Source organism: Labilibaculum sp., from assembly GCF_963664555.1.
Classification (GTDB): domain Bacteria; phylum Bacteroidota; class Bacteroidia; order Bacteroidales; family Marinifilaceae; genus Labilibaculum.
On record NZ_OY761461.1, the window covers coordinates 3,864,398 to 3,878,733 of the forward strand.

At 34.7% G+C, this 14,336-nt stretch carries 6 protein-coding genes; 3 read left to right on the forward strand and 3 right to left on the reverse strand.

Features of this window, described 5'->3' with window-relative positions; all coding sequences use genetic code 11:
• Window positions 1-106: 106 nt before the first annotated feature.
• Window positions 107-2,143 (reverse strand): RagB/SusD family nutrient uptake outer membrane protein, encoded by a 2,037-nt coding sequence (locus ACKU4N_RS15270; RefSeq protein ID WP_321317792.1) that lies wholly within the window; start codon window positions 2,141-2,143, stop codon window positions 107-109.
• Between the two features lie 11 nt (window positions 2,144-2,154).
• Window positions 2,155-5,382, reverse strand: coding sequence for a SusC/RagA family TonB-linked outer membrane protein (locus ACKU4N_RS15275; RefSeq protein WP_321317794.1), 3,228 nt, complete (start codon window positions 5,380-5,382; stop codon window positions 2,155-2,157).
• A 571-nt stretch (window positions 5,383-5,953) separates the two neighbouring features.
• On the opposite strand from ACKU4N_RS15275, the gene ACKU4N_RS15280 reads away from it, so the two are divergent.
• From ACKU4N_RS15280 to ACKU4N_RS15290, 3 genes are all read left to right on the forward strand, one after another.
• The gene (locus tag ACKU4N_RS15280; protein ID WP_321317796.1) at window positions 5,954-9,910 is read left to right on the forward strand and encodes a hybrid sensor histidine kinase/response regulator transcription factor; all 3,957 of its coding nucleotides are present in this window, start codon (window positions 5,954-5,956) and stop codon (window positions 9,908-9,910) included.
• A 584-nt stretch (window positions 9,911-10,494) separates the two neighbouring features.
• Complete coding sequence (locus ACKU4N_RS15285) at window positions 10,495-10,803, forward strand: transposase (protein WP_321317798.1); 309 nt, start codon at window positions 10,495-10,497, stop codon at window positions 10,801-10,803.
• A gap of 32 nt (window positions 10,804-10,835) precedes the next feature.
• The gene (locus tag ACKU4N_RS15290; RefSeq protein ID WP_321322743.1) at window positions 10,836-11,702 is read left to right on the forward strand and encodes an IS3 family transposase; all 867 of its coding nucleotides are present in this window, start codon (window positions 10,836-10,838) and stop codon (window positions 11,700-11,702) included.
• A gap of 284 nt (window positions 11,703-11,986) precedes the next feature.
• On the opposite strand, the gene ACKU4N_RS15295 is transcribed toward ACKU4N_RS15290, so the two are convergent.
• Window positions 11,987-14,326 (reverse strand): beta-galactosidase, encoded by a 2,340-nt coding sequence (locus ACKU4N_RS15295; RefSeq protein WP_321317800.1) that lies wholly within the window; start codon window positions 14,324-14,326, stop codon window positions 11,987-11,989.
• Between the last annotated feature and the right edge of the window lie 10 nt (window positions 14,327-14,336).

Consider the following 14,336-nt stretch of genomic DNA (forward strand, 5'->3'; position numbering starts at 1 on the left):
AATTGAGTAATTAAATTTTAACCTTAAAAAACTTTACAAGAATTATTTTGAAAGAAGACAGACCTCCGTAAAGGTCTGTCTCAATTTACCATTATAAAAATTACTGCTATTGTTCAGCTCCCTGACCTGCTACTGTAGGCCAACCTGGGTTTTGATAAATAGGAGATGTCGAAATTGTTTCGCCATCGCTAGCTGTATTTAAAAAATGCTTTATAGAAATTGGTTCAAGATAATGAGCCTCTGTAAAATAAAGACCGTTGTAGAAATTATTATTCGATTGAACAATCTGATATGGACGTAAGTACTCACTTAAGAAAGAAGATGAAGTCGTATTCTTCTTTTCGTCAGCCTGATCTGCCAACAAAATGCCATCTTCATAATCATCCTTCATTGGGCCCCATATTTTACAACCTTCTATTTGGAATCCATTTAATTGATCCATTGCCCTCCAACGAAGTAGATCGTAATAACGCTGACCTTCTCCAATTAATTCACAACGGCGTTCGCGACGAATATTATATAATGTTGCATCAACTAAACTTCCATGTGAATAAGCTCCCCAATCGTACAGAGCCTCCTGATTCATATCTGTAGCTGCAATTGTTTTGTTATAATCCTCCTCAACACCAGCTCTTGCACGCAAAGCTCTCCAGTATGTATCTGCCTTACTATCAACACTTCCATTTTTCACATAACAAGCTTCAATGTAGATCAAATACGCTTCAGCAGCTCTGAAAATTACAGGAGCAGTGATGTCTTGCCCCAATAGCTGCATGTTATAATCCAAAGCATAACCTTTACCAAGCATATAACCTGTAGAAGTTGAATATTTTCCATCTGAACTGTAAACAACCGGTGCCATTTCAAAAGTTTCCGGAGTGGCAATATTTTTAAAAGCCTTTACTTCACCAGGAGCTTTCATGAACAATCTCCAACGCCAGTCTCTATCAATTTTTGTATCCTGAATATGATCATCACCCTGATATCCACTTCCTGCAGCATAAACAGGCAATCCATTTTGCATCAGAAAGGTATGCTCCATTTGATGGGTGTATCCTTTTTGTGCACCATGATAGATATAATGATTATAACTATGCGCTCTACCCAAATCAACTGAATAATTACGATACATCAAAACCTCACTGTAAGAAGAAGGGTCTGGTGCAGCAAACATGTTATAGTAATCATTCACAGCTTGGCTTTCACTCTCCTGAATTACTTCACTATTGTTAACAAGTCCGACAGCATCAGCCACTTCTTTTGAAGCATTCATTGCCTCAGTTAAGAAATAGTCAATTTCACCATCTAAACTTCCACTTGGAAATGCATAAGAACTATTGTAATCCTTATCAGCTCCTGGCCAAGCCGGACCATTTGGAACCATTGGAGTTCCTGCATGATATTTTAACCAGGTTGCTTCAAACAAAGCGACTCTTGCTTTTAATAAAAGTGCAGCTTTTCGCGTAATACGCACTTTTCCTCCATCTGGATTATCCTTTAATAAACCAATCGCTTTATCTAAATCTTCTAAAATAAATCTGGCAACTTCATTCCTAGGTTGTCTTTTAGATGCCATGGTAAGAGCTTCTTGATTATCAGGTAAAGTTTCCTTAATAATTGGAAAATCTCCTATTTTTCTTAATCTAAAGAAATATTCATGAGCACGTAAAAAATAACCTTCACCAACATAATGACTTACATTAGTAGTATTACCTGAAATCTCACCTGCTTCATATCTAGGAACAACGGTTTGTAAGTAATAATTCAGAGCATTAATATTGTAGAAATTCCAATCTCCTCCTGTTGCACCTACTGTCCAAACGCCAGGAACATATTTATTACTGGAACCTCGGGTTGTTTCATTATCGGTTGCTAAGTCATTAAAATAAAAGGATTCTCCACCACTTCCATAATGGCTGGGTAATCTACCTCCTTTATCATCTCTGCCTTCGTTATACTCTTTATCATCTACATAGTAATTAATCGTATATGCAGCTAAATGAGCTTCATCCCACAAATAACTCTCTGGTGAGATTTGAGAAGGTGGAGTAACATCTAAGTAATCGTTGCAACCAACCATAAATATGGTGAATGCCCCAAAAATAAGACCTTTAAATAATGTTATATAACTGTATTTTCGCATTGCTATCATTTTTAGAAGTTAACACTTAAACCAAAACTATATGTTTTCGACAATGGATAAACTGTACCTCCCTGTCTTCCAATACCAGCTGTTTCCGGATCCATCGTTTTAGATAAATTAGTAATTGTCAACAGGTTTTCTCCGGAAACATATAATCTTAAGTTTTGTAATCCTACCCGGCTAACCAATGCCTTAGGAAATGTATATCCAATTTGAAGATTTTTCAAACGCATATATGAAGCATCTTGCAGGTATCTAGTTTGAGTTTTATGGTTTTTATTATTAAAAAGCGGACGAGGGTAATATGAATCTGTGTTTAAACCCAGAGGATGATTAACATCATCACGGAAATAATCCAAATGCTCTGTCATTGCAGTAGACCACCATTGACCGCTACCTGTTGCTCCCCAAAAAACCATACTATTTTCTCCCGGATCAAAATCACGTTTCAGAACACCTTGCCAAAACATCTGCACATCAAATCCTTTCCATGCTGCATCTAAATTAATACCAGTAAGATAGCGAGGTGTATTGTTTCCAATCTTTTTCAAATCTCCCATATCATTCATGGTATTACTTCCATTATCAATTTTACCATCGCCATTAATATCTGCATACATAATATCTCCAGCAGCCCAGCTACTTCCCAAAGCAGTCTGTCCGCCATCGGTTAACGCAGCTAAATGAGCATTCATTTCATCATCCGTTTTGGCGATTCCAATGGTTGTATAACCATAAATATCACCAGTTAATTCACCACTACGATACTGACCTAAATCTCCTGTTCTATTAGGATATTTTAAAATCTTAGTTTGAGAATCAGAAATATTTAGACGAACGCCATAGCTAAAGTCACCCTTTTTATCTCTCCATTGCAATGCCAATTCCCAACCATAGGTTTTTAAATCTGTATTATTTGTTTTTGGCACACCTATACCTAAAATTGCAGGCAACTCTATACCAGGACCAACCATATTCTCCGTTTTCCTTTCAAAGTAATCAAAGGATCCGTTTAATCGGTTACTCAACATCCCAAAATCCACCCCAAAGTTCGTGGTTTTAATTTTTTCCCAAGTCAAACTTGTAGAGATTAAACCTGGTACTGAAGCCGTATTTGGTTTGGCTCCATTAATTAACCACATACCATTGGAAGCACCAGTATTAAGAGTCTGATACGTAGGATACCAATTAGTTGTATTCTGATTTGATAAAACACCATAAGACCCTCTAAGTTTTAAAGTCCCTAAATAGTCAACTAAAGGACTCCAAAAATCTTCACGAGCAATATTCCATCCCAATGAAAAAGAAGGTGTCCAAATCCATCTTTTATCAACTCTGAAACGTGAAGTACCATCATACCTCAAGTTAAATTCTGCAAGATATTTACCCTCAAAATCATAATTAACTCTACTAAAAAATCCTGCAGTTGCCCATTCCTGATATTGTCCCATCATAGAGTAATTCTCTTTGTTGGTCGTTAAATCTAAAACAGGCATATCCAAATTAACCATATCAGTGCGTTGTGCACTCATTTTACGATATTTCATTTGCTCTGACTGGAAACCCAATTTTCCAGCAAGCGTATGTTTACCGAACTCTTTCGTATAATTTGTGTAAATATTTGGGTTCAGGAATGTAGATTTATATGCATATTCATACACCTGTTCATTCCCAGGACTTGTAATAGCTTTATATGTTTGTTCCGGATCATCTTGCTTATGAGCATACACTCTTTTTTGATCCCAATGTGTCCAGTTATTATCAGTACTGATATTCATCTCCCCGATAATATTCCAATCTTTTGCAGGTGTAAATGTGGCTCTAAATTGTTGTGTCAATTTATCGTTTTGTTCCTTTTGACGTCCACCTTCCGACATGGTCTGAATGTAATTAATATCTGACATATAATAGCCGTTAGGATCTGCAACAGGTCTTACTGGTCGTGCTCTCCGTAAAATATTGTCATAAAAACCATCATTCATATTAGTAGGTCTTCCGTATTCTGCACGAACAAAACGATTTGAATAATCGATTTTAACATATTTAGACAACTCCGCAGAAATCTTTCCCGTTAAATTAAATCTATCATAACTTTCTGTGCCATAACGCATAAAGCCATCTTGCGTCATGTAATTTGAAGAAACATAATAAGTAACACCCTTGCTTCCTCCACTTATACTCATATTGTGTTCTTGTGAAGGAGACCAATGTTTATAATACTCTTTTAACCAATCTACATTACCATATGTATAGTCATAATTCCACTTACCTCCACTACCAGGATAAGCAACATCTGTGGGATCTAATTCTCCCTTATAATAACTATGTACCAAATTTTTATAATCATCACTATACAAATGCGAGTTAGATACGTTAAAATTGGCATCATCATAAAAGTTCACAAACTCCCATGAATTTTGCATATCCGGAAGTAATACCGGTGTACTGAATCTAAAACTGTTATTGTAATTAATAACAGTTTTACCTTCTTTTCCTCTCTTTGTGGTTACCAAAACTACACCAAATGGTGCACGAGAACCATAAATCGAAGATGCTGCAGCATCCTTCAATACTGATATACTTTCTATATCCTGAGGATTAATGGTATTGATATCACCCTCCATTCCATCAATTAAAATCAATGGATCTCCATTTGAATCATCGCCAATTGTTGCAATCCCTCTAATATTAATAGATTTTTTAGCATTTAATTCTCCTCCATTACCACTATTTGAGATATTTAATCCTGGAATTAAACCTTGTAAAGCCTGAACAGCATTAGCCACCGGCCTTTCTTTCAAATCTTCGGCATTGGCAGTTGCAACAGATCCGGTAACATTTACTTTCTTTTGTGTACCAAAACCAACTACAACCACCTCATCAAGCTTAGTGATATCTTCCTTAAGCGTAACATTAATTGCTGTTTTCCCTTCAGGCGAAATCGTTTGAGCAACAAAACCCAAATAAGAAAAAACCAAAGTACCATCTTGAGGAACCTCTAAAACAAAGTGACCATCAAAATCGGTAATTACACCAATAGTTGTATTTTTCACAACAACATTAACTCCAATTAAGGCTTCCCCAGAAGTATCGGTGACTTTACCTGTAATCGTTTGCATTTCTTGCGCCTGAACATTAAATGAATTAATTATCAGCATAATTAAAATAGCTGCAGAAAACAAAGGTTTTCTTCCCCCTATTTTTCTACATTTTAATAAAATATTAAATACTTCCTTCATTACGATATAGATTAGTTAATTTTTCCATTGATATTGTTTTCCAACAAAAACTTTAAACCCAAATGTTTCATCAAATAAAAATTTGGATTCCAAATAAAATTTCTTCTAAAACTGCATTCTTTCATAGGCCTCATTTCTTTATTAGGTTATTTTTAAAAATTAGGTTCCGTAAATTTGATCTTATAAATTGTAAAGAAAGTTTAGGTATCATTCTTAAAGGTTTGAATTTAAACCACCGCCCAGATTAAGCGCAAAAAGGCATGTAACGAACGATTATTCTACCTCTTTGAATGATATGTCACCCTGTGGAAAAAACTTAAATTTTGCAACCTTCAAATAAAAAATTGGTGCACTTTTTATATTAAGTTTGTGTAATAACTGGTTGAATTAAGATGTCCGTTGTTAATAGATTTTAATCACAGAGAGCTACAAAATGATCAACATTTCAAACTATAAACTGCCCAAAATAAAAATCAACAGATTAATTTTTCAAGTCATTGTCGGCCTGTTACAGTTCATTATTTTTAATGTCCAAAGTCAGAACAATATTAGGGTTTCTCAACTGCCAATAATGGATCAATTACCCTCCAATTCTGTTCATCGAATTTTTCAGGATAGCGAAGGGTATATTTGGTTTGGAACTCCCGAAGGACTGTGCAGATATGATGGCAATAGAATAAAAATTTTCAGATCAGATATTTATTCTCCAAACTTATTTGCCAGTAACGAAATTTCCTGTATCGCTGAAGACAACAATAATAACCTTTGGATAGGAACGAATGAAGGTTTAAGTATTCTAAACAGAAACACCTATCAAATTAAAACTCATCCTGATAGTATATTGCAATCGATGGTCATTCGTGATATATTAATTGGCAGTGATAGTACCATTTGGGTTGGAGCATCAAATGCTGTGTACAGATACAATCCTGATTTTTCAAGAAAAAAAAGATATACGCATAATCAGAATGACTCAAAATCAATTCCTAATGGCGGAATTAATAAACTTTTTGAAGATTCATATCATAATATCTGGTTAACGCTATGGGAAGAAGGATTACATAAATATGATACGGAAAGTGATCGATTTATCCAATACCCTAAAATTGGACGTACAAACAATCCATTTAAAATATTTCAGGATAATCAGAATAATTACTGGATAGGTACCTGGAATGATGGCTTGTATAAGTTTACCCCTAATGCAAAAAATGATGATTTGTATACACAAATAACAATTCCTAAGACGAATTATTCTGAAGAAGAAGAAACCTTCTTTAGCTTTACTCAGGACGATAATGTTGAATATATTTGGTCAATGTCTCTGTCTGGATTAAGTACATATATGTATGACAAATCAGGTGATCTTATTCCTGTCAACACACAAGAATTACTTAAAAACACCAACAATATTTTTAGTGAAATTATAAAAGACAGAGATGGTAGTTTATGGATTGGAGCCTTTAGCGAAGGGGTGTTTAAAATTGATTTTGACAAACCTGCAATTAGTAATTTCCCAACAGATGTTCTTAATACCAAAAACAACATAGCCCCCTCTTTCACCTCAATATGTGTTGATAACGATAAGGATATTTGGGTAAACCAAAATAGGTTAGGTCTATTTATATATTCACCAGAAACGAAAACAATTAGATACTTCACAGAATTCGAAAAATTAAAAAACATACCGGAATTACTCAAAACGAATAACATCATCTATATTTCAAGCCTAAATGAAATATGGATAACAAATGATCAAAACACGAAAATTGTAAAAATTAAAAAAAAGGGATCTGACATTACTTCTCTAAAAGAAAGCTTTCTAAATAATACATACAAAGCCCCTGGTCAGATAAATCATATTTTTGAAGATAATAAGTCTAATATCTGGATTGGAACCAAGAACGCCTTATTTGTTCAACCAAGAGGATCTGAGAATATATTTCTGATAAATAAGAAAATCGGTTCAATAAACGAAATAACGCAGGATACAAATGATAACTTATGGATAATCTCTAATAATAAAGGAATATATAAAATAGCTATCCCGCAAATAGTAACAGAAGATGAAATTTCCAATTTAGAAATCGAAAACATTCAAAGTGAATTATTGAGTGACCATATCCAATCCATTACTGCCGATTTGAGTGAAAACATTTGGATTGGCACAAAAGAAGGTAGTTTAATTGCATACAATGCTACTGATAAATCATTTACAAACAGAACTGTAGATTGCGGATTAAAAGGAGAGGCCATTTTAGATATTATTTCAGACAAATACAATAATATTTGGATTACTACCTATAAAAGAATAATAGAATTTAATCCAAAAAACAATGCCTATTTTGTCTATTCAGCCTCTGATGGAGTTCAAATCAATTCTCATCTCAAAGGATCATTCTGTAAAACAACTGATTCAAAATATATATACATAGGTGGAAACAGAGGATACTCACGTTTTATCCCTTCGGAAAATTTAAACTCCCCACTAACTAAAGTTCAAACAAAAATTACAGACATAAAAGTACAGAACAAATCGATTCTTAGCCAGAACAGTGAAGTTAAATTCAATTTCAAGAATAACTCTCTTGTTTTAAGACCAGAGGATAAAAACATTGAAATTTATTTTTCGACTCTCGACTATATAAATGCAAAAAAAATAAAGTATGCATATAAATTGGAAGGAGTAGATAATGATTGGGTTTATCCTAAAAACGACAGACAATTTGCGGTTTACAATCAATTAAAAAAAGGACATTACACTTTCTGTATTAAAGCTACTGATGCACATAACCTATGGAGTACTAACATCACAAAACTTACGATTGACCGTAAACCGGCATACTATGAAACAAACATTGCATACCTCCTGTATTTTTTGTTTTTCACTCTAGGAATATTCCTGCTGTTCAAAATAATTCTGGGCAGAAGTAAATTGAAAAATGAAGTAAAAATCACCCAAATAGAGAAAAGCAAATCTGAGGAAATCACCCAAACAAAACTAAAATATTTTACAAATATTTCTCATGACCTGTTAACACCCTTAACGATAATAAATTGTTTGATAGATGATATTGAAACCACAGTTCAAAAAAACATGCCCGAATTTGGAATTATACGATCGAACATTGTCAGACTCAAAAGATTACTTCAGCAAATACTTGATTACAGAAAAGTGGAAGGTGGTAAAATGGAATTGCGTGTTGCAAAGGCGGACATTTCATCCTTTATAAATAATATCTGTTACAACCACTTTATACCAATGTTTGATAAAAAAAATATTCTATTTGAATTAAATTCAACACCTCAAGAAATAAGCGCCTATTTTGATGCCGATAAAATGGATAAAATCCTGTTTAATCTTCTATCAAATGCTTTTAAATATACCCCTAGAGATGGAAAAATTATTGTTGAGCTTACTCTTCTCATCAGAGAAAATACAGAATTTATTTCGATTAAAGTATCAGATACAGGCATAGGAATTCAACCCGAAGATATTGAACATATCTTTCAGCGATTTTATAATAACAAAACAACTGATGTAAGCGAAACAAATGGGATTGGCTTATCTCTGACAAAAGATTTAGTAGAACTTCATCACGGGAAAATATCCGTTAACAGCATACCAAAAACAGGTTCCACATTCTGCATAGAGATTCCTATTGATAAAAAAAGTTATACAATTGAAGAAATATATCCGGAAGCACAAAGTTTAGATTTAAATAATATAGATGATAAACTTCAGGAATATCCGGAAACATCTTCAAAAATCAGCAACATAAATATCCTGGTGGTTGAAGACAATGTTGAACTACTTAAAATAATTCAAAAACGCCTGCTCAAATCTTATAACGTATTAACGGCCCAAAATGGTTTAGAAGCTATTGAGCTTGTAAAATCAACGGATATAGATATAATTATTAGCGATGTAATGATGCCTGAAATGGATGGCCTCGAGTTGTGCCGAACACTAAAAAACAATATAGAAACAAATCATATTTCGATTATTCTTCTTACCGCCAAAAACAGCATAGATGATCGTATTGAGTGTTATAATGCCGGAGCAAATGCCTACATCTCCAAACCTTTTGAAATAAATGTGTTACAGGCACGAATCCATAATTTCACTTTGCAAAAGAAACAGCAGCAGCAGGAATTTAAATCTAATCAAGAAATAAATATCTCTTCATTAGATTATCCGTCAATGGATGAACAATTTTTAAAAAATGCCATTCTCATTATTGAAAAAAACTTAACGGAAACAGAGTTTGACATCAACTCTTTTGCCGGACAACTAAACCTATCCAAATCAACACTATATAGGAAAATTAAAACAATTACAGGATTATCGCCTATTGAATTTATTCGTAACATTAAACTAAAGCATGCCTCCAAAATGCTAAAATCAAGTCACATTAGCATTTCCGAAGTAGCATATTCTGTAGGGTTCTCGGATCCTAAATATTTTGCATCCTGCTTTAAAGCGGAGTTCAACATTACGCCAAGTGAATTTCAAAAAAAACAGTAATACCGATTGTGACTTATCCTGAAATAGTTTGACACAGAATTATGAACATTCTCCTTTTTCCTCAAACAGATGCTCTGTTCAGTTCTGAAAATGGTGTTTTCTTCTCCGTGTACCCTTGTGTCCTTTGTGGTCAGCTCTATTTAATTTCGGCTGTTAATCCCTGATTTTCAGTGTGCGGAGAACACGGAGTAGCACAGAGAGTGAATCGATTGATCCCGGTTGTCCCTAATTTGCAGGAATGCTGGCTTCTTTTTTCCTTTTAATTTACGAATTATAGAATTGTTGCTGATCTTATTAATGCATCAGCATATAAAATAACATCTATTGCGTAATAAATATCTAAGTCAGATGAATAGATTATATGATCTGCGAATTAAATTATAATATCAGCTGTAAGAATAATTATATCAGATGACATCTAATGTGTTATTTTATTCAGCAGAAGAAAGAATTTTATCATCTGATGATGTAATTTAATAAAATAATTATTGTGATGATTTAGCGGAGCACTTTAATTTATCTGTAGTTTAGCCCCGAAAAAGACTGGAGTAAAATTTCAGATTTAAAACAGTTAAATTTAGGGTATGAAAAGACGTTGGACATTAGAAGAAAAACTAGCCATTTTAAGCGAGGCAGAAACTGGTAATGTAGTAGAAGTTTGTAGAAGGTATAATGTTAGTACTGGAGCTTTCTATAATTGGAAAAAGAAGTTCGATACTAAGGGAGAAGCTGGCTTAAGAGTTAAATATGATAACAGCAGTCCAGAGATGAAGAAAGCTGAGGAAGAGATTCGGATTCTACGCAAGCTTTTAGCAGACCGGGAAATAGAATTGGAAATTCAGAAAGAGCTTCTAAAAAAAAAGTTTGGAACAGACGATCCAAGAAAAATCTAGTAGATCGTTTCTTCGAAAAATATACTGCAAGTATCAAAGATTTGTTAAAGTATGTAGGACTCTCTGAGAGTAGTTATTACTATAAAGAGAAGTTAAATGGCAGAAAAGGTGTTTTGCCTAGCAAGCAAACCAAGCATAGTAACGATGGCCTGGTTGAAGAAAGGACTGTTGTAGAAGCTATAAAAGGCGTATTGGAGCATGAGTTTATTGATTGTGGTTATCGAATAATGACAAAGTATCTTCAGCGTAAGGGTTATAAGATCAATCACAAGAAAGTGTACAGAATAATGAGTAATACAGGACTTTTAAAGCCTAATTCAAGAATTAAAAGAAGTGGTGGTGGGCGCAAGTTCGTAAGATTTAGGAAGGTTCACACAAGCCATCCTATGGAGTGTCTTGAAATGGATATCAAGATGATTTGGATTCCCAATATGGGAAAGAACGCTTATCTTTTATCGATAATTGATGTTCATACTAGAAAAATATTAGGTTATACTTTTGCATTCAATGTAAAGCAAAAAGAGGTGATTGAATTATTATCAACAATTGTCGATGAATATCCAACTCCAGAATCTCTGATAATCAGATCTGATAATGGAAGTCAGTTTATTGCTCGTAATGTGAGAGATTACATTCATTTAGTCGGGTTTGAACAAGAATTTACTCACGTGGCAACACCTGAAGAAAATGCGCATATTGAAGCATATCATGGTACTTTAAAGAGAGATATCTTTGACAGAGTCGATTATCGTACTTTCGGTGAAATACAGCAGATTATAAAAAGATATGTGCCATTCTATAATAGTGAAAGATTACATGGTTTACTTGGGAGAATTACTCCAAATGAAAAGTGGAAGCAGGATCAGCATTTAATTAAAAAGCTAGGGAAAATAGCTTAGTATTATTAAATTTTGACAGAGCCTAAATCGCTCTATAAAAATGAAAATTAAAAAATAGAATAAAACTCTAGGATATCAGGGGTCAAAACAATCTGCGGAAGAAAACAATTATTAAGTGAATATCTAAAAACGAAACAAAATCAGACTTTCTTTGTGGTGATGGTATTCATTTAGTTCTGAGAACTCACTTTCGTTTATCCGTATACACGAGGAAAAAACAAAACCATTATTCCAGCTAAGGAATAATGGTTTTTACTGTTGTTCATCTTGTGTTTTTTCTGCTTTTATAATTTAAACCTCGTTTGCTTTAGATATACTTTATAATCTTTTATCATACCCGGTTTCCCCTCTTCGGCACGAGGCAAGTACCAAAAGCCTGTAACAAGCTTTTCTTCGCCCAAATCAATTACAATCTGATGTGGAAAACCTGCTTTGGTTGTTGAGTAATTTGTATGCCATATGGTTGACTCCTGTAAATCGAATACATTGCTTGCCGTATTATTGGCCGCATCTAATTCTTCACTATCGGCATATATTACTTTCCAATGCTGTCGCGATAAGGGTTTGCCATCTTCACCAAGAATTTCCAGTTCGGCAATGGAAGCAAAATTATCGTCTCCAAAGGAATTTAAGGCTTCCAAACAAAAGTAGCGGGTGTTCGCTTGTTTATTAAAATTAATATGCTGCCAACCATTTCCTTTTGTAAATGAAGCTTTATAAATAGGCATCTCATTGGTTAAATCAAGAGTTTCTCCAGGTTTACGCGAAGCATAAGCTCCATTTCCTTTTAAAACATCTAATATTGGGTGGCGCAATCCTTGGCTTTTAGCTTCTGTCGGCGATGCCAAATCAAAAACAATCACTTCATTCTCACCTTCTTTTAACCAACATCCGGGAACATAAAGCGTTTGTTGCGGACCAATTTCCCAATAGCGGCCAATGGCATGTCCGTTCACCCAGGCCAAGCCCTTGCTCCAGTTGCTCATATCCAGAAAAGTGTCTCCTTTTTTATCAACCACAAACCTTCCTTTGTAAAAAGCAGGTTGTTTTTCAGAATTTGTCAGCTTGGTATAATGCTTGTTTTCAGCAAAACTGTAATCGGTAGGAATACTGTATACCTGCCAGTTTTTTAGTGCCTTTACTTCCTTATCCGATTTTATTTCAACCTTCTCTGTAATCCCTTTCCAGTCGTAAATCCCTTTGCCAAAATTCATCCGTCCCATGGCCTCAACTAAAATATCAAGAACGGCACCTTCTTTTACAGGAGGCAATAAAATTGTATTTTCTCCTCTTAGCCGGCTAAGAGAAGCTATTTTTTTCCCATCAATAAAAACTTGTGTCCAATCATGAGCTTCAGTTATCACTAAAGATTGCTGTTTATCCGATTTTTCAAGCTTGGTCCGGTATAAAATACTTCCCCATCCCTGATCAAAAAATTCCATTGATTTAATGTCTTCACTCATTTTTGGTTCAGGAAGATTGTCGAACAAGAGAGCTGTTTCATCCAATTCAAAAGCTGGTATGCTAATGGTTGGAATAGAATCGGGAATTTCACTTAGCAACTCACCTTCAGGCAAATATTTTTCCAGCAATTTTCTAACTTCGAAATATTTGGGAGTTGTTCTTCCTGATTCGCTAATTGGCGCATCATAATCGTATGAGGTACAAGTTGGCGAGAAATTAGGAAAATTTGCACCGCTCCAGTGTCCGAAACTGGTTCCGCCGTGAGTCATATATAAACTAAACGAGATATTCTGATCCAACATATCCTGCATTCCGTTCACCAAATCGGCTGCACTTCGGGTTTCATGTTTTGCTCCCCAATGATCAAACCAGCCTGACCAAAATTCACTGCACATAAGAGGCGTATTAGGACGAAGCTCTTTCAGTTTTTTAAACTGTTCATCAATATTGGCTCCTGTCCCAAAATTAACGGTCCACAGCAAATCATCCAATGCATTGTTCTGGAAATTGGAACTCCAATCGCACTGAAATAATGGGACATCATTAAATCCTGCACCTTTTACGATATCGCGGATAGCTTGAATATAAGGTTTATCTGTACCAAAAGAACCGTATTCATTTTCAACCTGCACCATTAATATATTTCCACCTTTGGTAATCTGGAGATCGGCCAGCTGTTTTCCTACTTCGTTTATAAATAGTTTTGCCCTTTCCATAAAATAGGGATCTTGCTCGCGCAGCTTAATATCTTTTTTCTTAAGCAACCACCAGGGCAAACCTCCCATTTCCCATTCGGCACACACATATGGTCCGGGACGAACAATCACATACATCCCGTTCTTTTGAGCCAAACGACAAAATTCTGCCACATCATTATTTCCGGTAAAATCGTATTTACCTTCTTCAGGTTCATGAATGTTCCAGAAAACATACAGGCAAATTGTATTCATGCCTAGAGCCTTACTCATCTTGATACGTTGCTCCCAATATTCTTTCGGAATGCGGGGATAATGCATTTCGGCTGCCTTAACAACAAATGGTTTCCCGTTAAGCAGAAATGTTTTATCTCCAACTTCAAATGTTCCTTCACTTTTTTGGGGCGAACAAGCATTCAGTAAGAATGTGAACAAAAGGATCGTATATAAAAACAATTTTTTCATCGTGTACAGT